General features: G+C 28.6%; 20 protein-coding genes and 1 other RNA gene. 20 read left to right on the forward strand and 1 reads right to left on the reverse strand.

The annotated features are described in order from the left end of the window. Positions 1 to 212: 212 nt before the first annotated feature. From rnpB to B3Z56_RS09705, 17 genes are all read left to right on the forward strand, one after another. An RNA gene (rnpB, locus tag B3Z56_RS09625) (RNase P RNA component class A) lies at positions 213 to 620 on the forward strand. A gap of 493 nt (positions 621 to 1113) precedes the next feature. Next, the gene (locus B3Z56_RS09630; RefSeq protein ID WP_346848488.1) at positions 1114 to 1680 is read left to right on the forward strand and encodes a papain-like cysteine protease family protein; all 567 of its coding nucleotides are present in this window, start codon (positions 1114 to 1116) and stop codon (positions 1678 to 1680) included. A 34-nt stretch (positions 1681 to 1714) separates the two neighbouring features. Beyond that, a complete protein-coding gene (locus B3Z56_RS09635; protein WP_346878659.1) occupies positions 1715 to 2566 on the forward strand; it encodes a hypothetical protein in 852 nt (283 codons plus the stop codon). A gap of 649 nt (positions 2567 to 3215) precedes the next feature. Beyond that, a complete protein-coding gene (locus B3Z56_RS09640) occupies positions 3216 to 3878 on the forward strand; it encodes a sugar transferase (RefSeq protein WP_346878660.1) in 663 nt (220 codons plus the stop codon). Positions 3879 to 3913: 35 nt separating this feature from the next. After that, positions 3914 to 5113 (forward strand): glycosyltransferase family 4 protein, encoded by a 1200-nt coding sequence (locus B3Z56_RS09645; protein ID WP_346878661.1) that lies wholly within the window; start codon positions 3914 to 3916, stop codon positions 5111 to 5113. Between the two features lie 23 nt (positions 5114 to 5136). After that, entirely contained in the window at positions 5137 to 6159 is a 1023-nt protein-coding gene (locus tag B3Z56_RS09650) for a nucleoside-diphosphate sugar epimerase/dehydratase (protein ID WP_346878662.1), read from the forward strand. Further along, positions 6159 to 7265, forward strand: coding sequence for an NAD-dependent epimerase/dehydratase family protein (locus tag B3Z56_RS09655; protein WP_346878663.1), 1107 nt, complete (start codon positions 6159 to 6161; stop codon positions 7263 to 7265). Before B3Z56_RS09650 ends, B3Z56_RS09655 begins: the two co-directional genes overlap by 1 nt. Before the next feature lie 2 nt (positions 7266 to 7267). Beyond that, positions 7268 to 8392: a non-hydrolyzing UDP-N-acetylglucosamine 2-epimerase gene (gene wecB, locus B3Z56_RS09660; RefSeq protein ID WP_346878664.1), complete on the forward strand. Its 1125-nt coding sequence runs from the start codon at positions 7268 to 7270 to the stop codon at positions 8390 to 8392. Between the two features lies 1 nt (position 8393). Then, complete coding sequence (locus B3Z56_RS09665; protein WP_346878665.1) at positions 8394 to 9596, forward strand: glycosyltransferase; 1203 nt, start codon at positions 8394 to 8396, stop codon at positions 9594 to 9596. Next, positions 9593 to 10801 (forward strand): glycosyltransferase, encoded by a 1209-nt coding sequence (locus B3Z56_RS09670; protein WP_346878666.1) that lies wholly within the window; start codon positions 9593 to 9595, stop codon positions 10799 to 10801. The genes B3Z56_RS09665 and B3Z56_RS09670 overlap by 4 nt, the downstream gene beginning before the upstream one ends. Positions 10802 to 10820: 19 nt before the next feature. Further along, entirely contained in the window at positions 10821 to 12185 is a 1365-nt protein-coding gene (locus tag B3Z56_RS09675) for a hypothetical protein (protein WP_346878667.1), read from the forward strand. After that, complete coding sequence (locus tag B3Z56_RS09680; RefSeq protein WP_346878668.1) at positions 12166 to 13581, forward strand: hypothetical protein; 1416 nt, start codon at positions 12166 to 12168, stop codon at positions 13579 to 13581. Before B3Z56_RS09675 ends, B3Z56_RS09680 begins: the two co-directional genes overlap by 20 nt. Positions 13582 to 13644: 63 nt before the next feature. Further along, on the forward strand, positions 13645 to 14466 hold the full coding sequence (locus tag B3Z56_RS09685) for a LicD family protein (protein WP_346878669.1): 822 nt from the start codon (positions 13645 to 13647) through the stop codon (positions 14464 to 14466). Positions 14467 to 14728: 262 nt separating this feature from the next. After that, a complete protein-coding gene (locus B3Z56_RS09690; RefSeq protein WP_346878670.1) occupies positions 14729 to 16198 on the forward strand; it encodes an MBOAT family O-acyltransferase in 1470 nt (489 codons plus the stop codon). 9 nt (positions 16199 to 16207) lie between these two features. After that, complete coding sequence (locus B3Z56_RS09695) at positions 16208 to 17167, forward strand: hypothetical protein (RefSeq protein WP_346878671.1); 960 nt, start codon at positions 16208 to 16210, stop codon at positions 17165 to 17167. Positions 17168 to 17455: 288 nt separating this feature from the next. Further along, complete coding sequence (locus tag B3Z56_RS09700; protein WP_346876511.1) at positions 17456 to 18580, forward strand: DegT/DnrJ/EryC1/StrS family aminotransferase; 1125 nt, start codon at positions 17456 to 17458, stop codon at positions 18578 to 18580. A gap of 118 nt (positions 18581 to 18698) precedes the next feature. Then, positions 18699 to 20024, forward strand: a complete 1326-nt coding sequence (locus tag B3Z56_RS09705) for a nucleotide sugar dehydrogenase (RefSeq protein ID WP_346878672.1) — start codon at positions 18699 to 18701, stop codon at positions 20022 to 20024. A gap of 61 nt (positions 20025 to 20085) precedes the next feature. On the opposite strand, the gene B3Z56_RS09710 is transcribed toward B3Z56_RS09705, so the two are convergent. Further along, positions 20086 to 21057, reverse strand: coding sequence for an LCP family protein (locus tag B3Z56_RS09710; protein WP_346878673.1), 972 nt, complete (start codon positions 21055 to 21057; stop codon positions 20086 to 20088). A gap of 429 nt (positions 21058 to 21486) precedes the next feature. On the opposite strand from B3Z56_RS09710, the gene B3Z56_RS09715 reads away from it, so the two are divergent. The 3 genes from B3Z56_RS09715 to B3Z56_RS09725 are packed head-to-tail and all read left to right on the forward strand — an operon-like array spanning position 21487 to position 23590. Beyond that, positions 21487 to 22161, forward strand: coding sequence for a YveK family protein (locus tag B3Z56_RS09715; RefSeq protein ID WP_346878674.1), 675 nt, complete (start codon positions 21487 to 21489; stop codon positions 22159 to 22161). A 50-nt stretch (positions 22162 to 22211) separates the two neighbouring features. Further along, entirely contained in the window at positions 22212 to 22886 is a 675-nt protein-coding gene (locus B3Z56_RS09720; protein WP_346878675.1) for a YveK family protein, read from the forward strand. Between the two features lie 50 nt (positions 22887 to 22936). Further along, complete coding sequence (locus tag B3Z56_RS09725) at positions 22937 to 23590, forward strand: CpsD/CapB family tyrosine-protein kinase (protein ID WP_346878676.1); 654 nt, start codon at positions 22937 to 22939, stop codon at positions 23588 to 23590. The last annotated feature ends 2 nt before the right edge of the window (positions 23591 to 23592 follow it).

Genomic DNA, 23592 nt, shown 5'->3' on the forward strand with positions numbered 1-23592 from the left:
ATTTAAATAGTTAACTAGTTTAAATTTTATATATTTAACTAGGCATATAGTTAAAATTTTCTATAGTTTCATAGGTAAATATAAACATAGGTATATAGGTTTATATTTATCTATTAATCTAGTTAAATAGTTTCATATATGGGTATTATAACTAAAAATAGAAAATTTAAAGGCGTTGCAATGATAAAAGATTTATGTTAATATTAATTTTGCGAGTAAGCCAGACAATCGCTGCTGAGAAATCAGGAGAGGAAAGTCCGAGCTCCATAGGGCAGGGTGCTGGGTAACTCCCAGTGAAGGCGACTTTAAGGAAAGTGCAACAGAGATATACCGCCTTAAGGAATACATTCTAACTTGTTAGAATGTATAAGTTCGAGGGACTAAATCTTAGATTTAGACTCTCACTTAATTTAGGGTAAGGGTGGAAAGGCGAGGTAAGAGCTCACCAGCGCAATGGCGACTTTGCGGCTATGTAAACCCCATCTGGAGCAAGATCGAAAGTGGAACATTATGGGGCTGCCCGTCCCGTTCCCGGGTGTATCGCTTGAGCCCATTAGTAATAATGGGCCTAGATAGATGGTTGTCTAACACAGAACTCGGCTTATAGACTTACTCGATCCATTAAAAACACTAAGGTATGAACTTAGTGTTTTTATTTTAGCGTTTTTGAACAAATCGTGAATAATTTACTTTTTAAAATCTTATTCTTTCAATTAGAAAGAATAAGATTTTTATTTTTCATCAGAATTGAGTATTAACCTTATGGAGGAAAAATATATTCTTGCAAAATGAAACTTAATATAAAATAAAATGTATCATATAATAAAAATAATCAGTAAAAATCTTTGAAATAGCTACAAAAATGTAGTAATATATAGGAAAATAAGGTTATTTTACATAAATAGCCTTAAATGAAGTGAAATGAAGTTTCCTAATTCTTAAATATGTTATATTATACTAATATAAAGAAAATTTAGTAAATTGCATGAAAATGAAACAATTAACTTCAAATTTGGTTTCGAAATAGTTACATAGCTTTACAAAATGAAAAAGACTTAATTGAAATTAAAGATTTTAATCTTTAATAATATTATTTAAGGGGAGGTTATAATAATGAAAAAGAAAAGTCTATTAAGTATATTCTTACTAGCTATTTTTCTTTTCTCAATGACAACTGTAGCTTTTGCGGAAAATTGGTATTATGTAGGAGTGCCAGTTATAAGACAACAAAAAACACAATGGTGCTGGGCAGCATCGGGAGAAATGGCAGGAAAAGCTGTAAATCCAAGCTCTACTAGAACTCAAGCAGACGGAGTTTATTATGTTACAGGAGGATATGAAAATTATCCCAACACATCTAATGCTGCAGCATCCGTAGCTACCTATGTATCAAAGAACCAAAAGAGGTTTTATGTAGACAGAGGTACATGGACCATTAATTCTATTCGTTCAGAGATAATGGACAAGCAGAGCCCTCTAATAACTCTAGGCGGATATTATGATTACTATGGAAATAGAAATGGTGGTCACTTTGTAGTAATTGATGCAGTATATGAATATAGTAACACTCTTCGTTATGTAGATCCATGGGATGCAACTACCCATTGGTGTTCATATCAAGCATTTAAAGATGGAAGTTACAATAGTAGAAAATATGAAGAAACTGTTTATGGAAGATAGAGTTTACTAAAAACTCAAAGGAAAGGGATATTTTATGAAGGGTATAGGTATAAAATTTTTAAACTTATCATTAATAATTGTTCTGTTATTTTCATCAATAACAGTTTTTGCCGTAGATGGGGATAGAGATGTATCTACATTATTAAGTGAAGAATCATTGCAGGTATCTTCCGATAGAGGTAGCATAGAGGGTATTTTAGATGAAGCTTCAGAAGAGATAAAAGATATATTAAAGATAGAGAAGGCACCATATTTTCAAGTGGAAAGCTTTATAAAAATATATAACCTTCAGGATAGTGATATTGTAAAACACTATAAAGAAAATAAGGAGTTTAAAAAGAATATTTCAGATGAGTATAGGTGGGTTGCACCAGCTTTTCAAGAGGATAATAAAACTCTTTTAGTTAACTTTATAAAAAAGACTGAAGGTGAAGGTTGGTCCATGGCTGGTTTTTCAGATGGACTAGCTACAGAGGGATATTCCTTCTTACTAGATAAAGAAAAGATAATAGAGCTTCTTGAGGATAATGAAATAAAAAACATAGATGAAATGAAATTTGTCAGAACAGATTTATATGTTACTAATATTATTTACATAAATATGGATAATAAGGAGTTTGCAATTCCTTTTAGTAACAATGCGGAAGTGCTAGGTTTTGAAAATGGTAAACTATACAATATAGATAAATTGATGAACCAAATTGCAGAGAAATATACCCCTTATGACGTAGAGGCTTCATCAAAGGATGTAGCTATGGAAGAAGGTAGTGATAAAGATAAGGTTATAATAGCTTCCATAAAAATAATATTTGTGGGAATAGCAATAGTATCTATAGGTTTATTAATAATAGTAAATAAAAAATCCCTAAAATCTAATAAACAATAAGCATTTCCTACAAGCACTAAATATATGCCTCGTAGTGTTTGTATATACCATAAAAAGACTAGGATTTCCCCCAATCCTAGTCTTTTGCTTTATGAAAAAATAATTTTAACTATAAAAAATCTTTAAAAAAATTTAAAAAAATTTATTAAAACAATGGTAGAATTAAGATATATTTTTATAAAGAAAAGAGTATCTCCTAGGAGCTTAAATCATAGTACTATCAAGGGTTTAAACAAGGAAGGACATAAAAACATAAAAAGCTAAGAATATTAAAACATAGGAATATAGTATTGTTTTAAATATATTAAAGTTTATATAAAAGATTTAATTAAAGGATATATTTGGATATAACCTCGCGGGTAAACAGTAAAATATATGGCAAATTATTATAAATTGTGATATAATTTTTTGAGTAACGACAGAAATAAAATGTTCTTGTTAACGAAAGCTAGTAATTGTGTAGGTTAACAAAGATTCGTGGAGCTTAAAAATTAGACAAGCTTATTGGTTGTACATAAATAAAATATAGAAAATAAAACTCATTACAGAAGATGAAATGAAATATATGGTGTTATAAGTAATATGTCTCTTTTAATATCGTATATTATATAAGGGAAGTTTAGTATTATTTTGTTTGGAGGTAAGAACTATGGAAAAGGCAAGCTTGCATAGTGAAGAAATTAATGTAAATTATAAAGAAAATTTAGATTATACCGAAAAGAAATCAAGTTTATTTATTTATAATCTATTAAAAAGAGGGTTTGATATTGTATTTAGCATAATAGTAATTATAGTTACTAGTCCAATACTTATAATATCAATGCTCATAGTATTTTTCCAAGATTTTAAAAGCCCTATATTTGCTCAAAAGAGAGTTGGGATTAATAATGAGGAATTTACTATGTATAAAATTAGATCTATGGTTTACAATGCAGAATCTGAAGGATTTAAGTGGGCAAGCAAGGATGATTGTCGAATTACTACCTTTGGTAAATTTATAAGAAAAACTAGGATTGACGAATTGCCACAATTGCTAAATGTTTTAAAAGGCGATATGAGTGTAGTAGGACCAAGACCAGAGTTGGAATTTTTCTATAGAAAATTTGAAAAGACTATACCAAACTTTCGAGATAGACTAGCTGTAAAACCTGGTTTAACAGGTTGGGCACAGGTAAATGGTGGCTACGATTTATTGCCAGAAGAAAAGCTTAAATATGATATAGAATATATAGAAATAAGAAGCATTATGATAGATATTAAAGTTTTGTTTAGGACTATTGCAGTGGTTTTTACAGGAGATGGAGCTAGATAATTAAGATAACTATAGCAAATATTAGAGGTGGTAGAATGAAAATAGTAGTTGTATCAGAGTTTTTTTATCCTTACAAAACGGGAACACAAAAAATATTAACAGAGTTATCAGAGGATTTTGTGGAATATGGATTGGAAGTAGATGTTTTAACTACGAAAAATGGTTGTAGGGAAGAAAAACAAAAATTGGATAAATATGAAACGTATAAAGGCATCAATATAAAACGTATATTTACCACTGATGGAGATAGGGATAGTAAATATAAAAGGATAATTAGTTATGCTGTATTTACATGGAATGTGTTTATAAATTTGTTGTTAAAAAAAGATTATGATAAGATTTTATTTGTATCTAATCCGCCGTTGGTACCTTATATTGGATATATAATGAAGAAACTTAAAAAAAAGGAATATATATACCTTGTTCACGATATATATCCTGATGTAGCAGAGAAACTTAATGTTATAAAGGAAAATAGTATTATATCTAAGGCTATGAATCGTATAAATAATAAAGTTTATAATAATGCCCACAAAATAATTGCCTTGGGAAGCGACATGAAACAGGTAATCGTAAATAAAGGTATAGATAAGGATAAAATAGAAATTGTAACAAACTGGGCAGACTCAAAAGTAACTTATGAAAAAAACGTAGGTAGTGAATTCTTCATGAACTCTGTAATGGAAAATAAATTTAATATAGTCTACTCGGGTAATATAAGTAAAGTTCATGATGTAGATACTTTATTAGATGTTTCAAGGCAATTAAAAGATGATGAAGAAATAAAATTTATATTCGTTGGCAATGGTAATAGAAGGGACTATATTATAGAAGCTAAGGAAAATGAAAGTTTACATAACGTTGAAGTTTACGATTATATGTATGGAGAAGAGTATAATAATCTATTAAACTCTGCCAGTGTTTTTATAACTACTTTGCAGAAAGGTATAGAAGGACTAGGCGTACCATCTAAAACATACACATATATGTCAGTGGCAAAGCCGCTAATAGCCATAATGAACAAAGATAGCGAAATAGGAAATATGGTTAACAAATATAATTTAGGAAGACAATTTAGCAGTAATGAATCAAAAGAAATTACGGAATTTATATATAATATAAAAAATAATAAATTGTTATATGATGAAATTTGTTCTAATGTTAGAACTGTATTTAATTCATGTTATGAAAGAAAAAAAGTAACTCGAAAGTTTTATAATGTAATTACAAAATGAATATAAACGGGGGCGTTTTAATTATGTTTAAAGATAAAGTATTATTAATAACTGGGGGTACAGGATCCTTTGGAAATGCTGTATTAGATAGATTTTTAAATACTGATATTGGAGAAATTCGTATTTTTTCTCGTGATGAAAAAAAGCAAGATGATATGAGAAAAAAATACAATAATAGTAAAATAAAGTTTTACATAGGTGATGTAAGAGACTTACAAAGTATTAAAGCTGCTATGTATGATGTAGATTATGTATTTCATGCAGCAGCATTAAAACAAGTTCCTAGTTGTGAGTTCTTTCCTTTAGAGGCGGTAAAAACAAATGTTATAGGAACTGATAATGTACTTACAGCAGCCATAGAAGCTGGAGTAAAAAAGGTAATATGTTTATCTACAGATAAAGCAGCTTATCCTGTAAATGCTATGGGAACTTCTAAAGCAATGATGGAAAAAGTTTTTGTAGCTAAATCAAGAACAGTATCACCAAAGAAGACTTTAATCTGTGGAACTAGATATGGAAATGTTCTATGTTCAAGAGGTTCAGTTGTTCCTCTATTTATAGAGCAATTAAAGAGTGGAAAGCCACTTACAATAACAGAACCAAAGATGACAAGGTATATAATGAGTCTAGAAGAGGCTGTAGAGTTAGTTGCCTTTGCTTTTGAAAATGCAGAAAGTGGAGACATTATGGTTCAAAAGGCACCAGCTTGCACAATTGAAGTTTTAGCTCAAGCTGTAAAAGAGTTATTTGGAGTAGAATCTGAAACAAAAATAATAGGGATTCGTCATGGAGAAAAGATGTATGAAACACTTTTAACTAATGAGGAATGTGCAAATGCTATAGATATGGGAGATTTCTATAGAGTACCAGCAGATAAAAGAGATTTAAACTATGATAAGTACTTTACTGATGGAAATGAAGGAAGAACACAACTTGAAGAATATAACTCTAATAATACGGAACTTTTAAATGTAGAAGAAGTAAAAGCAAAACTTTTAACACTAGATTATATTAAAGAAGAATTGGAAGCATGGAGGAATAGATAGTGAAGGTATTAGTAACTGGCTCAAATGGTTTCATAGGTAAAAATCTAATTGAAAAGTTAAAAGAAATAGGTGGATATGAAATACTATCCATAGATAAAGAAAATTCTAAAGAAGAGTTAAAGTCAGGGGTATTAACTTCAGACTTTATTTTTCACCTTGCTGGAATAAATAGACCTGAAAAGGAAGAAGAGTTCTTTGAAGGTAATTCAGGGTTAACAGGGGAGATAATAGAATTATTACTAGAGAATAATAAAAACACTCCTATTTTAATAACTTCATCTATTCAAGCAGAGCTAGATAATGCTTATGGAAAAAGCAAAAAAATGGCTGAAGAGGAATTGTTAAAATATAAGGAAGTTGCAGGAGCAAGAGTTTTCCTATATAGATTACCAAATGTTTTTGGTAAATGGTGTAGACCTAACTATAATTCTGCTGTGGCTACTTTTTGTAATAACATAGCCAAGGGTGAAGAAGTGTGGGTATCAGATCCTAGTAAAGAAATGACTTTAGTTTATATAGATGATGTAGTAAGATGCTTTATAAACTCTATGAAATCTAATGAAGAAGTAATAGGATATGCTTCAGTAGACGTAGAGCATAAAGTGACATTAGGAAGAATAGTAGAACTTTTAAATTCCTTTAAAGATAGTAGAAAGAATTTAATGGTTCCAGATATGAAGGATGGGTTTACTAAGAAGTTATATAGTACCTATCTTAGTTATTTGCCAGAGAAGGAATTTAGTTATCTTCTAAAGATGAATGTAGATAATAGAGGTTCCTTTACTGAGTTTTTAAAGAGTCCAGATAGAGGTCAAGTATCTGTAAATATATCTAAACCAGGTATAACTAAGGGAAACCATTGGCACCATACAAAAAATGAGAAGTTTCTTGTGGTCAGTGGAACTGGACTTATTAGATTTAGAAAAATTGGTAGTGAAGAAATAATAGAATATAAAGTTAGTGGAGAAAAGCTTGAAGTAGTAGATATTCCAGTAGGATATACTCATAGTATTGTTAATACTGGTGATACTGATATGGTAACCATAATGTGGGTTAATGAAGTTTTTGATCCTCAGGTTCCTGATACAATATTCTTGGAGGTATAGAGATGGAAAAATTAAAGGTAATGACTATAGTTGGAACAAGACCAGAGATTATAAGATTAGCTGAGACAATAAAAAAGTGTGATGAATACTTTGAACATATATTAGTTCATACAGGACAAAACTGGGATTATACTTTAAATGATGTGTTTTTTAAAGAGCTAGAGCTTAGAGAACCAGATCACTTCCTAGGGGTAGTGGGAGAAGATTTAGGTGAAACTATGGGAAATATATTAGCTGAAAGCTATAAGATACTAGTTAAAGAAAGACCAGATGCACTACTAATACTAGGTGATACTAACAGTTGTTTGAGTGCTATTTCAGCTAAAAGGTTAAAAATTCCAGTATTCCATATGGAAGCAGGAAATAGATGCTTTGATCAAAATGTACCAGAAGAAATAAATAGAAGAATTGTTGACTGCACAAGTGATGTAAATTTAGCATATACAGAACATGCAAGAAGATATCTTTTATCAGAGGGTATGAGAAAGGAATATACTTTTGTAACAGGGTCACCATTACCAGAAGTATTTAAAAAGTATATGCCTAATATAGATGCTAGTGATGTTTTAGAAAGATTATCTTTAGAAAAAGGTAAATACATATTAGTAAGTGCTCATAGAGAAGAAAATATAGATAATGATGAAAACTTTAAAAGTTTAACAGATGCTTTAAATGCTATAGCTGAGGAATATAATATGCCAATAATATATTCAACTCATCCTAGAAGCTGGAAGAGAATTGAAGATAAAGGCATCAAGTTCCACGAGAATATTAAACAATTAAAGCCTTTTGGATTCTATGATTATAATAAACTTCAAAAGGATGCTTTCTGCGTATTATCAGATAGTGGTTCTTTAGCAGAAGAGTCTAATATCATGGGGTTCCCAGCAGTATCTATAAGAACAAGCACTGAAAGACCAGAAGCCATTGATAAAGGTTCAATAGTTCTTGGTGGAATAACTTTTGATAGCATAACTCAAGCAATGGAAGTTATAGTTAAGCAAAAATCATTAGGTGAAGAGACAGTAAAAGTTCATGATTATACAGATGTAAATGTAGGAATGAAGGTAGTAAATGCTATTCAAGGATATACATCAGTAATAAATAAATTTATATGGAGAAAATAAAATGAAAATTTTACAGATAAATTCAGTATGTGGATTTGGAAGTACTGGAAGAATAGCTACAGATCTTTATAAAGTACTAGAAGAACGAGGCCATGAGTGTTTAATAGCTTATGGTCGTGGTACTGCACCAGAAAGTATAAAATCTATTAAAATAGGTACGAATCTGGATAATTATATGCATGTAGCTAAAACAAGAATATTTGACAAGCATGGATTTGGATCTACTAAAGCTACTAAAGAATTTATAAAAAAGGTTGAAGCATATGATCCAGATGTAATCCATCTTCACAATATACATGGATATTATATTAATATAGAAATGCTATTTGAATATTTAAAAAAAGTAAATAAGCCGGTTATATGGACTCTTCATGATTGTTGGGCTTTTACAGGGCACTGTTCCTATTTTGATTATGCTCAATGTGAAAAGTGGAGAGTAGGATGTATTGATTGTCAGCAAAAGGGAACATATCCATCATCTAAATTACTTGATAATACTAAATGGAATTATAAAAAGAAAAAAGAAATATTTACTTCCTTAGAAAATGTAACTATTATTACACCATCTATATGGTTAGGTGATTTAGTAAAAGATTCTTTTTTAGGAAAATATCCAGTTAAGGTAATTAATAATGGTATAGATTTGGATGTTTTTAAACCAGTAGAAGGTAATTTTAGAGATAAGTATGATATTAAAGATAAATTTGTAATTCTAGGTGTAGCAAGTGTATGGGAAGAAAGAAAGGGCTTAAAATATTTAGTTCAACTAGCAGAAAAATTAAACTCTGGTTATAAGATTGTTATTGTTGGTGTAACAGAAAAACAAAAAAATGAACTACCTAACTCTATTATAGGAATAACAAGAACTAGTAATGTACAAGAATTAGCTGAAATTTATTCCACTGCAGATGTATTTATAAATCCTACTTTAGAAGATAATTTTCCAACTACTAACTTAGAATCACTTGCATGTGGTACTCCAGTTATAACCTTTAATACAGGTGGAAGTGGAGAAAGCTTAAATGAGGGTTGTGGAATAATTATTGAAAAAGGAAATATAGATTTAGCAGTAAGTAAAATTATAGATTTAGGTAAAGAAAATTTATCTAGTGAGCAATGTGTTAAACAATCTAGAGTTTATGATAAACATCATGCATATAATAAATATGTAGACCTTTATGAAAAAGGTAGGGATAAAATATGAAAAAAGTGCTATATATATCTTCAGCAGTAGATCCTACTAGGATAAAAGAAATAATAAAAAGAAGAGTAAGTAAAAATTCAAATAGTTTAGAACCTATAGCAAAATATAACAATCTGTTAATTGATGGACTAAGTAAAGATAGAAATATAAAAGAAGTAACTTCATTAATTGGAGCTCCTATTTCAAAAAATGCGTTTTCATATAAGTATTTTAAAGGAAGTAAAAGAATTGAAGGTAAAAAGACTTATTTAATGTTAGGTTTTTTTAATTTTCCAGGTATAAAACATTTAACTATCATATTAAAATCTTTGATATATATAGTTTATTGGAATATTAAAAATGCTAAAGAGGATAAAGTTATTATTATTGATGGATCGTACTATTCAGAAATCATAGCCGTTCATATTGGTAATCTGTTTTTTAAAACCCCTATAGTATATAGTGTATTAGATGTATATAATTACATGGCAAAGTTGAAAAATATTGACAATGAAAGTTTTAAAATAAAATTTTGTAGAAAAGTATATGAAAAGTTAAAATATAAAGTTAGTGGGTTTATATTAATCACTAAACAAACTAATGATCTTATTAATACTATGAATAAGCCATATGTAATTATTGAGGGACTAGTACCCTACGAAGAAAATAAAGATGAATTTACCCCTGAGCATAAAAATATGTTTATTTACGCTGGAGGGTTACAAGAACAGTATGGTATAAGAACGTTAGTTGACGCATTTACTAAAATAGACTCTAAATATGAATTGTGGCTTTTTGGATTAGGAAATCAAATAGATTACATAGAAAAAGTTTCTCAAAAACATAAAAATATATTTTATAAAGGTAGCATAAGCAATGATGAACTAATGAAGATAGAAAAGCAAGCCTTTTGTTTAGTTAATCCTAGACCAACCAATGAAGAATATACTAAATATTCTTTTCCTTCAAAAACAATGGAATATATGTTAACAGGAAGACCAGTATTAACTACGCGTTTAAAAGGAATTCCTTCAGAATATGATAACTATATATACTATATTGAGGATGAGTCAGAAAATGGAATTGTAAATGCAATAAAATTTATGATTAATAATGATAAAAATATACTTTCAAAAAAAGGAGATAGTGCTCGAAAATTTGTTTTAAACGAAAAAAATAATTTAAAACAAGGTAATCGACTAAGTGACTTTTTAAACACAATATAGAGAAAAGGAGATTTTTTAGATGCAAGAAAAAACCTCAATAAAATATTTGCCGATATTCACAGTACTTGCATATTCAACATTTACAATTTTGTTGTTTGCAATATCACCTTGGGAGTGGAATATAAATAATCCAGGTAAATTTTATTCATATTTAATAATATTAAATTTAGCTTTATTTTTTGGATATTTTATTTCTGTTAGAAAACACAAGTATGTTAATATTGATTATAGTAAATACGACATTAATATAATAAAAATATTAACTATATTTTTATATATACTACTTGCCATAACATTGTGTGGATTTTTTTTGGATTTTGATGTTAGAATTGATAACCTATTTCAAACATTAATAGAGGCTATTAAGAATCCAGCTAAATTTTATTATTCATATAAGCCTAAGTCTAACATATATTTTAAATTAGTAATTTGGACCAATGTATTACTTGCACCTGCTTTTTATTGCGTAATACCATTATGTACTTACTATTTTAAACATCTAAAATATCATGCAAAGATAACATTTATAATTTTAGTATTTTTTGAATTGTCTAAGTGGATATTAAAGGGGACTAACAAAGGTATATTTGATTTGTTTTTTATTATTTTTATAGTAATTTTCTTAAAGAAGATTAAACATATTAGAGAAGTAAATATGAAGAAATTCTTTAAAAAAAATAAAATTATAATAAGTGCATCAGTATTGGCTATTATCATTTTCTTGGTATATTTTACAAATAATATTAGCAGTAGAATATCTGATAATGTGGGACATTCTTTAGGTAGCATAATGGCAGGAATGAAAGTAAAAGAAAATAGTATATTACAATCAATATTACCTACTGGTATATTTAATATGATCTTAATAGTTAGTACTTATTTATGTCAGGGATATTATGCACTTTCAATGGCACTGAATTTACCTTTTACATCTACTTATGGTATTGGTTTTTCTAATTTCTTAATGGCTAATTCCAAAGAAATGTTGAGTATAGACTTATATTCAAGAACATACTTAGTAAAACTAGAAGAATTCGGATGGAGTTCTACAGTTAACTGGCATACTATGTATTTGTGGTTTGCAAACGATGTTTCTTTTGTTGGAGTAATAGGAGTTATGTTTATTATAGGATATGTATTTGCTAAGATATGGTTATCTTTTATTGAAACTAATAATCCCATTGCTTTATGCATATTAACGTTATTTGGAACTATGTTTTTATATATGTCAGCTAATAATCAAATATTTAATTTTCCAACTACATGTGTTGCATTTTTTGGATTAGTGTTTATTTGGTTTATAACTAAAATTTTTGAAAGAAAAAAATTAGAAATTCCAATTTTTAAATTTAGAGGTTTAAAAAATGAAAAAAATATTAAATAGTGGCTTTCTAGGAAATGTACTAAAAGTTTCATCGTCTAATTTATTGGTTTTAATATTAGGTGTGATGCTAACTTTTATTTTACCCATGAAATTATCTACAGAAGGATTTGGATATTGGCAGTTATTCGTATTATATACTAGCTACTGTGGTTTTTTTATACTTGGTTTTTCTGATGGCGTAAATTTAAGATATGGTGGATATAAATATGAAGATTTAGATTTTAAGTTATTCAGAACTGAATTTAAATATCTGATCATATATACAATACTTGTATCATTAGCTATGATATTAACTCTATTATGGTTGTTTTCAGATAGCCCTAATTTATTTGTATATATTGGATTTGCAGTAAATATAACCTTATTTAATATTCAAGGGTTTTTTATACATATTTGTCAAATAACTGGTAAGTTCAAGCAGTATTCTATTGGTATATCATTAGAGAGAATACTATTAGTCACATTTATAGTTTTTACGTTAGTGTTACCTATAAATAATTATGAAATATATATATGTGCAGATTTTATTGCTCGAATTTGTGTTATATGCTACTTTTCATATAACTGTAAAGAAATAGTTTTTGGTCAAAGATATAAGCTAAATAAAGTTAGAGATGAGATTATAACTAATGTTAAAATTGGATTCTTTTTAATGTTTTCAGCAATTATTTCTATGATGATGAGTAACTATATAAAGTTCTTTATTGAAAGAAATTTTGGAATAAAGGAATTCTCATATTTTGCTTTTGCAACCTCAATGCTTTCATTAGTTTTACAAACTATAGTATCAATTTCTACAGTTTTATATCCTATGATGAGAAGAATAGAAACTAAAAAATTAAAAGGTATCTACAAAAGCTTGAATAACATACTAAATGATATTTCTGGAATACTTTTATTAGCTTATTATGTAGCAGTATTTTTTATAATATATATAATACCAAAATATTCTTTAGTATTAGAATTCTTAATGATATTATTTCCAGTAATACTATTTAATATAAAAAATAATATGCTAATAACTCTGTTTTATAAAGTATTTAGGCTAGAAAAACAAATTTTTTATAATAATATAATTGGTTTAGGATTAATGATGATATTAACTTCAGTTGGATTTTATTTTAATAAAAGTATTGGTATAGTTGTTGTTGCTTATCTTTTATCATACTTTTTAATTACAATATATACTGAAAGAAAGTTATTTAAGATAAACAATTGGAGTAATGATAATAGAAATAACATGACTTATATTATTATAATATTTATTGCTATAAATTACTTTATACCAACACCTACCAATTTATTAATCTATTGCCCTGTATCGCTTATTATTTTTGGGTTACATGCTAAAAGAATATTAAAGGAAGTAAAATTTTTAGGTGGATTATTAAAATAGAGAAATGACAGTTAACTATATTAACATAGAATAAACTTAAAATATTTGAATTAGGAGATTAAAATGGACAATATGTTAGAACAAGTTCATAGACTGCAATTAGATCTAGCTTTGGAAGTAAAAAGAATATGTGATAAGCATGAAATTAAGTATTTTTTAGTAGCTGGAACATTGCTAGGTGCTATTCGTCATAAAGGTTTTATACCTTGGGATGATGACTTAGACATTGGGATGTTAAGAGAAGAATATGAAAGATTTATTTTAGTTGCAAAAACTGATTTGTCGGAAAAATATTTTTTGCAAAATGTGAATACAGATGAATTTTATGGATTACCATTTACTAAAATAAGAATAAATAATACTAAGTATATTGAAAAAAACTCATGTAGAAGTAAAGGTCATCAAGGTATATTTATTGATATATTTCCATTTGATAATGTACCTACAAATGATATTTCTAAGAAATTTCATAGTACTAAAACTTATATGTTAAAAAGATTGCTTTTATGTAAATTAGGATATCAACTTTGGACAGAGGAACAAGTAGTTAAGATGTTAGTTTATAAATTTATAAAGTTTATAACATTATTTATTTCAACTAACAAGATAAAGAAATTAATAGAAAAAGAATTTAAAAAGTATAATAGTATTGATACAGAATATGTTGTGGCTTTGGGTGGCTCATATGGATATTATAAAGAAACAATAAAAAAAGAATGGTTAAGTAATTTAGCCTATGTTGAATTTGAAGGATATAATTTTTTAGTTCCGAAAGATTATGATAAATATCTCATATATTTTTATGGAGATTATATGACCCCTCCACCGGAAGACAAAAGATATAATAGACATGGAATAGTTGAAATAGATTTAGGAGAAAAATAGTATAAAGGAGTGCTAAACTAAAGTTTTTATTAATCAAAATTCAATTTTATTGGTTCGTAATATTATTAAATTTATTTAGAATCATAATATTTTATCCTTAACTAGCGATAATTGATTGTATTCTGATAGTAAGGTAATTCTAAATATAAATTAATTTATATTTAGTATAAGAAACTAATAATTAATATTATCTAGATATATTATAGTAAATAGAATTAGAAGGAAAATTTCGTATTTACTATACTTTATAGGGGAGGCTAAAATGCTATTTAATTCATACGATTTCCTGATTTTTTTTCCTGTAGTGTTAGGAATTTATTTTGTAATTCCACGAAGAGTGCAGTATATATGGCTACTAATTAGTAGCTACTATTTTTACATGTCATGGAATCCTAAATATGCAATATTAATGCTAATATCTACTTTAATTACATATTTAAGTGGAATACTGATACAAAAATATAAGCAAAAAGTTAAGATGAAGAAACTTTTTGTTTTTAGTAGTTTTGCTATAAATTTAGGGATACTATTTTTATTTAAATATTTTAATTTTGTATTCGACAATATGAATATAATTTTAAATAAATTTAATATAGGAATAGCTACACCGGGATTTGACTTAATTTTACCAGTAGGTATATCTTTTTATACATTTCAAGCATTAAGCTATACCATAGACATATATAAAGGAAATATAAAGGCTGAATATAATTTTTTTAGATATGCGTTGTTTGTTTCATTTTTTCCTCAATTGGTAGCTGGACCAATTGAGAAATCTAGAGATTTATTACCTCAATTACAAGAAACTCATGAGTTTGAGTTTGAAAGAGTTAAAAGCGGATTACTACTAATGGTTTGGGGTTTCATTCAAAAATTAATAATAGCTGATAGATTAGCTATTATAGTAAATAATATATATAATAACTATACTGAATACAGTGGATTCTACTTGATTATAGCCACTATTTGCTTCTCATTACAAATATATTGTGATTTTTCATCTTATTCAGATATAGCTATGGGGTCTGCAGAAGTAATGGGATTTAAATTATCTAGAAATTTCCATAGACCATATTTTTCTAAAAGTATAAGTGAATTTTGGAGAAGATGGCATATTACTTTAGGGGCTTGGTTTAGAGAGTATTTGTATATTCCACTAGGAGGTAATCGAAAAGGAACAATTAAAAAATATAGAAACATAATGATGGTGTTTTTGGCAAGTGGATTATGGCATGGAGCAAGTTGGGGATTTGTTATTTGGGGAGGATTGCATGGGTTATACCAAGTTGTAGGAGATATTTTAAAGCCAATTAGAATTAAAATTATTAATATATTAAATATTAATAAGAGATCCTTTGGTTATAAAGCTTCACAAATTACATGGGTTTTCATTTTAACAAGTTTTGCATGGATATTTTTTAGAGCTCCATCAGCAAAAATAGCTATAGAAATTATAAGAAAAATATTCTCAATAGATTTAATTGGATTATTTAGCAATAAGATCTTTGATTTAGGATTTACAACCTATCAATTATTTTACTTATTTATAAGCTTATTATGCTTAGTTCTAGTTTCTTTATATAGAAGAAATCACAGCATTCGAGACTTTATTAAAAATCAGCATGGTATATTTAGGTATAGCATATATTCCGTGGTTATAGTCGTTTTGATTTTTTATTGGGTTAGTGGACAAGCTGCTGGAGATTCTTCATTTATATATTTTCAATTTTAAGGAGGCACAATGAAGAAGTTTTTTATTAAGATTACCATTATTATAGCTTTAGTAATTGCTATAATGAGTACAATATTTATTGGAGTAGTTGAAGTGATGGGTTCTGGATTTGCCGATACATACCAATCTGTAATAGTGAGAAAATATGATAAGTTAATTACTACTAACACCCCTAAAATAATAATTATTGGTGGTTCAAGTGCAGCATTTGGAATTAATGAAGAGATTATCAGTAAGAGTACAGGTTATGATGTAGTTAACTTAGGGTTACATGCAGGCTTTGGAAGTAATTTTCCTACGCAGTTATCAAAAGCTAACATTAATAATGGAGATATAGTTATTTTGGCTTATGAATATGGATGGATTGAAGAAGGTGCATTTGATAAACTAGGTGTGGACCTAGTTATGAGTGGAATAGATAATCATATAAGTTTATATAAGCATATTAGATTTCAAAATTATGATGATATTATAGATTATATTTTTAAGTATGCAAATAAAAAAGCCGAGAGAATAAGTACAGATGAAATACAAAAAGATGTATATTCTTCAAGCTCATTTAATGATAAAGGGCAAATGATTTATGATAGACAAAAGTCGATTATAACAGAAAAGTATGATGAAAAAAAATATGGTAATATAAATATAGATGACTTTAAAATTTATGATGATACTAAGAAATTTTTGATTAATTATCGTAAATTTGTAGAGAAAAAGGGTGCAAAGATATTCTTTACCGCAGCTCCTATAATGAAGTCTTCTAATAGGTCGGATAGTTATAAGTATAGTAATATGGTTAATACAGTGGAAAAAGAGTTAAATATTAAATATATATCAAATCCCACAGAGTATTTCTTTGATACTAAATATATGTATGATACTATATATCATTTGAATAGTGAAGGTGAGAAGATACGCAGTAACAAATTAGCTGAGGATATAAATAACGCATTAATAGATTATAAGTGATATATAAATAAAACTATTTTAGAATTAAACATTTTCTAAGGTAGTTTTATTATTTTATACTACTTATATTAATAATAAAATTTTAATTCTTACACCCCACACATCAAAATTATTAAGAATTTTATCATAATCTTAAAGAAAAAAACTGATAATATATTAATAGATGATATAATACCTAATTTGTGGTATATTTGTTTAGTATGAAATTTTATTAAACATAAGAAAAAAATATTTTACTTTTTTATAAATTGGTGTACAATTGTATGTGTAAAAATAGGAGGAAGAAGAATGAAGATCAATTTTTATGAATCACAAAGAGAATATAAAGAAAAAAAACATGAGTTTGATGGAGCTATAAAAAATATAATAGATAGTGGAGCTTTTATATTAGGAAATGAAGTTAAAATCTTTGAGGAAGAAATAAAAGATTTTACTGGAGCTAAACATGCCATAGGAGTGGCATCAGGAACGGATGCTTTAGTTATAGCATCAGATATCCTTGGTTTTAGTGATAATAAGGAAATAGTAACCACACCTTTTACTTTTTTAGCTTCGACATCTTGTCTTGCAAAGCATGGTGGTAAACCTGTATTTGTTGATATAGATGAAGAGTCCTGTGGTATGGATGTAGCTCAATTAGAGGCTGCTATTAATGATAATACTGTAGGAGTACTTCCAATACATTTATTCAATCAAATGTGTGATATGGATAAGATAATGGAAATTGCTAAGAAACATGATTTAAAGGTGCTAGAAGATGCTGCTGAAGCCTTTGGAATGAGATGGCAGATGCAAGGTGAAGAAAGATATAGACATGCAGGAACCATTGGAGATATGGGTGTGTTTTCATTCTTCCCAACTAAAACATTAGGTGGATATGGTGACGGTGGAATGATAGTTACTAATAGTGATGAACTAGCAGATATGTGCCGTATGTTTAGAGTTCATGGAGCATCAAAGAAATATCACTATGACTATGTAGGCTATAACTCAAGATTAGATGCTATGCAAGCAGCTGTTTTAAGGGTTAAACTTAAATATATAAACAATGCCATAGAAAATAGAGGAAGAGTTGCTAAGCTCTACACTGAAGGATTAAAAAATGTAGAAGGTGTAAAAGTTCAAGGAATTAAGGCTGCAAACCAAAAGAATGTTTATTATGTATTTAATATCTTTGCTGAAAACAGAGATGGTCTTGCGGAATTCTTGAAATCTAAAGGTGTGGCAACTAGTATATACTATCCAAAGCCATTACACCTACAAAAGTGTTTTGAATACCTAGGATATAAAGAAGGTCAGTTCCCAGTAACTGAAAAGATGTGTAAGCAAATTCTTGCATTACCTATATATCCAGAGCTTACTAATGAAGAAGTTGAATATATATGTGAATGTATAAAAGAATTTTATAATTAATAAAGGCTTTGTTTATCCAACAACAACCAGGTTGTTGGATAAACCTAATTAATTGTTAAAAAAGTATCAATATTTATTAAAATAGTAATTGCTAATTTGAACAGTAGGAGACGATATAATGAAAGATTTAAAAATATCCTTAGTAGGACTTGGCTATGTAGGAATGCCTTTAGCAGTAGCTTTTGCTAAAAAGGTTCCTGTAGTTGGATTTGATGTAAACAAGGAAAAGATAAATAAGTACTTAAGCGGAGTAGATGTGACTAATGAAGTTGGCGATGAGGCTATTAAAGCATCTACTGTAGATTTTACAAGTGATGAAACAAAACTAAGAGGATGTAACTTCCATATAGTTGCAGTACCAACTCCAACTAATGAAGATAAAACTCCAGATCTAAGACCAGTTATAGGTGCTAGTGAAATTTTAGGAAGAAACTTAACTAAAGGTTCTATAGTAGTATATGAATCTACAGTATATCCAGGGGTAACAGAGGAAATCTGTGTACCAATACTAGAAAGAGAATCTGGACTTATCTGTGGACAAGATTTTAAAATAGGATATTCTCCAGAGAGAATAAACCCAGGTGATAAGGTTCATAGATTAGAAAACATAATGAAGATAGTATCTGGTATGGATGAAGAAACTCTAGATACAGTTGCTAAAGCTTATGAACTAGTTATAGAAGCTGGAGTATATAGAGCTGAAAGCATAAAGGTTGCAGAAGCAGCTAAATTAATAGAAAACTGTCAAAGAGATGTTAACATAGCCTTCGTTAATGAACTTGCTATGATCTTTGATAGAATGGGTATAGATACTAAAGCTGTAATAGATGCTGCAGGTAGTAAGTGGAACTTTATAAAGCTAAACCCAGGTTTAGTAGGAGGACACTGTATAGGAGTAGATCCATATTACCTAATCCACAGAGCTAAAGAGGTTGGTGTTGAATCAAAGGTTATAGCTGCTGGAAGAAACATAAATGATGGAATGGCTAAGTATATCGCAGAGAACACAGTGAAAAGTTTAATAAAAGCTAATAAGAGAGTTAAAAATGCAAAGGTAGCAGTTCTTGGACTTACCTTTAAGGAAGATTGTCCAGATACAAGAAATACAAAGGTAGTGGATATTATAGATGAACTTAAAGACTATGGAGTTAATGTATTAGCCACAGATCCTGTAGCATGTAAAGAAGAAATTAAACATGAGTATGGAATAGATATGGTTTCTATGGAAGATATTAAAGAGGTAGATGCTATTATACTTGCTGTATCTCATCATAATTACAGAGAAATGACCATTAAAGACTTTGCTCCACTATATAGAAGCGAAGCTTTAGATGAAGTAGCAGCAGCTAAGGATGAAGTAGAAAAAGATGTGTTCATAGATGTAAAAGGCATCATTGATAGACATAGTGTAGATACAGATTCTGTGGTTTACTGGAGATTGTAATATAAAAAATAAACAACATAAATAAAACACCGAATATCTTAGATATTCGGTGTTTTTACTATTATTTTTTATCGGCAAATATATAATCTCTCATTTGTTTTTTAACAGTTTCAATATCAAACTTTAGGTAGTATATTCCAGTGCTCATATCACCAGCTCCATCTCCATCTCTTGGGAATCTTTCTTGCTCTAAATTCCCATTTCCTAAACCGGCTACCTTAGTTGCTAGAGATATAAAATCACCAGAACTTAGGTTAGTTTGAACTAAAGGAAGGATGTTATTTAGAATACTAGGATAAGATGTAGGAGATGCAGCAAGAGCTTTATTAAACACTGCAGACATTACATTTCTATGTCTGTGGGTTCTTTCATAATCTCCACCACTAGCATATCTTATTCTAGAATAGGCCAAGGCTTGATTACCTGTTAATAAGGTAGGGCCTGTAGAACTTACTCCAGGAATATGAGATACTTCCTCTTCAGTAATATCTATTGTAATTCCACCAAGGATATCAATAATTTCTGGCAATGAAGAAAAGTTTACTGATACAAAATCCTCTACATTAAGGCCAAAGTTTTCATTTAAGGTTCTTAAAGCTAAGGTTGGCCCTCCAAAGGCATAGGCATGATTTATTTTATCCATACCACGGTCTGGGATATTAACATAAGAATCCCTCATAATAGATGTTACTTTAACCTTATTATGAGCGGAATCAATGGTAGCTATCATTATGGAGTCAGAACGACCAGCTTGTCCTTCTTCTGCATCAATACCATATAAAGCTATATTTTTTATGGATTCATGGTTGTCGTATTCTTTAAAGGCATCCTTTGAAGCAATACCTAACTTAGATTTGTCAATCTCTACTTTATCCATCTTATTATATAATGAATAAAAATATCCTCCTCCAATAGCTATTATAAATATCAACACTCCTAGAATTCCCATTGAAATTTTAAATCCCAGTGAGCGTTTTTTCTTTTTTCTTCTTTTATTTTTCTTTTTTTCAGGATCAATTCTGTTTTGTGACATAGTTACACTCCTCTCTGTACCTAATTCTATCATCATATGTTAAAGGTGTAAATATAAAGAAAAGCATAATGGTCAATTATTCCATGAAGTTTATTATAAATTTTTATGAACATGATACGATGATATAATTATGAACTAATAATAAAAATAATAGTATATATAGGCGCAAAATCAAGGATATTGTAGAATACATTAGGTTATTATTCATAATTATACATAATATTACTAGTAACATTGGTTTTTTACTAGTAATGTTACTGGAAATATGATATTATACAAATGTGACAGTTATGTATGCAATTGAAATATAAAGAAATATGTACTATTATACGGATGTTACAACTAGGTATTCAAATTATATTTTTACATGGTAAAAATATACATAAAATGTTGTAATATGTATAAATTGATTTTGTAAGGAGAATTAATTTGGAAGAGAATATTATTAGTTTAAATGACATCTTCGAAATTTTAAAAAGAAAGTGGAAAATTATATTGGTATTTGCTTTGACCTCTACTTTAGTAGCATCAATAGCATTATTTTTACTAATAACTCCACAATATGAATCAACCACTAAGGTATTTATAGGTAAAGAAGAAAGTCAGCAGGAAGGATATAATATTTTAGATATACAAATGTATCAAAAATTATTAAAGACCTATGCTGAAATTATTAAAACTGAAGATTTGGTAAAAAAAGCTATAGATAAAACAGGATTCGAAATAAAGCCTAAAGAGGCAGTTGGAAATTTAACAGTGGTATCCCTAGCTGATACACAAATTATTGAAATAAAGTATAAGAGTAGCTCACCAGAAGAAGCTGTAAAGTTAGTATCTGCTATAAAAGATGAATTTGTTAAATTATCAACAGAATTAGTTCCTAATGGAAATGTACAAGTCCTAGAAGAACCTAGATTTCCATTAAGAGCAGTAAGTCCTAACAAAAGTATGGGGCTTATAATAGCTATAGTATTGGGAGTGTTTATAGGAATAGGAGTTATCTTCCTTATAGAGTTTATGGATAACACCTATAAAAATAAAGATAGGCTAGAAGAAGAATTAAACATACCAGTTTTAGGGATAATACCAAAGATAGACCTATAAAATCTTAAGTGGGATGATTAACACAAGATGGAAACGGAGGAATAATAATTTTGGAAGAACAAGTAATTAGCCTTGGAGAAATTCTAGAAGTGTTAAAGAAAAGGTGGAAGTTGATACTAATAGTAACTTTATTAGCGACTTTAGTATCAGGTTTGGTAAGCTTTTTCTTAATAAGTCCTAAGTATGAAGCAAGTACTAAGTTATTTATAGGTAAAGAAGCAGGAGCAGAGGCAGGTTATGATCAAAATGAGATAGCCATGTATCAAAAGTTAATGAAGACTTATTCTGAAGCCATAAAAACTAGAGATTTAGTTGGTAGAGCTATAAAGGTTGCAAACAGTAATCTAACAGAAGATGAAGTTCTTAAGAAGCTTACAGTGGTAACTGTAGCTGATACACAAATCCTTCAAATTAAAATTGATGATAAAAATCCTAATATGGCAGCAACTATGGTACAAGCTATAACCAATGAGTTTGTAACTACATCTAAGGTTTTGGTGCCAAATGGTAATATAAAAGTTATAGAATCAGTAAAAGTTCCAGAAATACCAGTGAGCCCTAATAAAAAAATGAATATAGCTATAGCCTTTTTATTAGGATTAATGGTAAGTGTAGGAGTAAGCTTTTTACTTGAGTTTTTAGATAATACATATAAAAATAGGGAACAATTAGAAAAGGAATTAGATATTCCTGTAATAGGAACTATACCTCACACTGAGCAGTAGAAAGTTACAGCAGATAATCTTATTAGATTTTTACTTAAGGAGAGAAATTAATGTTTATAGTAGAAAAAGATCCCAGGTCTATAGCTTCAGAAAGTTATAGGACTCTAAGAACAAATTTGCAATATTCATCCTTTGATGAGGAATATAAAGTAATAGTAGTAACTAGTGCAGAACCAGGAGAAGGAAAGAGTACTACAGCAGGAAACTTAGCATTATCTATAGCTGAAGGAGATAAAAAGGTGGTACTTATAGATTGTGACTTAAGAAAACCATCACTACATAAAAAATTTGAAATATCTAATACTGCAGGACTTTCTGATGTAATAGTTGGGAAGGAGAGTATTTCTGTAGTAGGACATAGATATAATAATAATCTTACCGTATTGACCTCAGGTAAGATTCCACCTAATCCATCTGAGATGTTAGGTTCAAAATCCATGAAGGCTCTCATAGATGCCTTAAAAAAGGTTTTTGATTATGTAATATTAGATACGCCACCAGTACAAGCCGTTACTGATGCGCAAATACTATCTACTAGAGCCGATGGAACATTACTTGTCATTAGAGCAGAAAAAACAAAAAAAGATTCTGTTGTAAATTCTATTAATCTTTTAAAAAAGGTTAATGCAAATATCATCGGTACCATATTAAATGGAGTAGACACTAAAAGAAATACCTATTATTACTATTATGGTGATAAATAATG

It is taken from the genome of Clostridium sp. UBA7791 (genome assembly GCF_002480755.1).
In the GTDB taxonomy this organism is placed as follows: Bacteria; Bacillota; Clostridia; order Clostridiales; family Clostridiaceae; genus Clostridium_J; species Clostridium_J sulfidigenes.

Bases quoted from the DNA above. Each gene is read 5' to 3' on its own strand.
- B3Z56_RS09630 (WP_346848488.1), top strand. From the start codon at position 1,114: ATGAAAAAGAAAAGTCTATTAAGTATATTCTTACTAGCTATTTTTCTT.
- B3Z56_RS09635 (WP_346878659.1), top strand. From the start codon at position 1,715: ATGAAGGGTATAGGTATAAAATTTTTAAACTTATCATTAATAATTGTT.
- B3Z56_RS09640 (WP_346878660.1), top strand. From the start codon at position 3,216: ATGGAAAAGGCAAGCTTGCATAGTGAAGAAATTAATGTAAATTATAAA.
- B3Z56_RS09645 (WP_346878661.1), top strand. From the start codon at position 3,914: ATGAAAATAGTAGTTGTATCAGAGTTTTTTTATCCTTACAAAACGGGA.
- B3Z56_RS09650 (WP_346878662.1), top strand. From the start codon at position 5,137: ATGTTTAAAGATAAAGTATTATTAATAACTGGGGGTACAGGATCCTTT.
- wecB (WP_346878664.1), top strand. From the start codon at position 7,268: ATGGAAAAATTAAAGGTAATGACTATAGTTGGAACAAGACCAGAGATT.
- B3Z56_RS09665 (WP_346878665.1), top strand. From the start codon at position 8,394: ATGAAAATTTTACAGATAAATTCAGTATGTGGATTTGGAAGTACTGGA.
- B3Z56_RS09670 (WP_346878666.1), top strand. From the start codon at position 9,593: ATGAAAAAAGTGCTATATATATCTTCAGCAGTAGATCCTACTAGGATA.
- B3Z56_RS09675 (WP_346878667.1), top strand. From the start codon at position 10,821: ATGCAAGAAAAAACCTCAATAAAATATTTGCCGATATTCACAGTACTT.
- B3Z56_RS09680 (WP_346878668.1), top strand. From the start codon at position 12,166: ATGAAAAAAATATTAAATAGTGGCTTTCTAGGAAATGTACTAAAAGTT.
- B3Z56_RS09685 (WP_346878669.1), top strand. From the start codon at position 13,645: ATGGACAATATGTTAGAACAAGTTCATAGACTGCAATTAGATCTAGCT.
- B3Z56_RS09690 (WP_346878670.1), top strand. From the start codon at position 14,729: ATGCTATTTAATTCATACGATTTCCTGATTTTTTTTCCTGTAGTGTTA.
- B3Z56_RS09695 (WP_346878671.1), top strand. From the start codon at position 16,208: ATGAAGAAGTTTTTTATTAAGATTACCATTATTATAGCTTTAGTAATT.
- B3Z56_RS09700 (WP_346876511.1), top strand. From the start codon at position 17,456: ATGAAGATCAATTTTTATGAATCACAAAGAGAATATAAAGAAAAAAAA.
- B3Z56_RS09705 (WP_346878672.1), top strand. From the start codon at position 18,699: ATGAAAGATTTAAAAATATCCTTAGTAGGACTTGGCTATGTAGGAATG.
- B3Z56_RS09710 (WP_346878673.1), bottom strand. From the start codon at position 21,057: ATGTCACAAAACAGAATTGATCCTGAAAAAAAGAAAAATAAAAGAAGA.
- B3Z56_RS09725 (WP_346878676.1), top strand. From the start codon at position 22,937: ATGTTTATAGTAGAAAAAGATCCCAGGTCTATAGCTTCAGAAAGTTAT.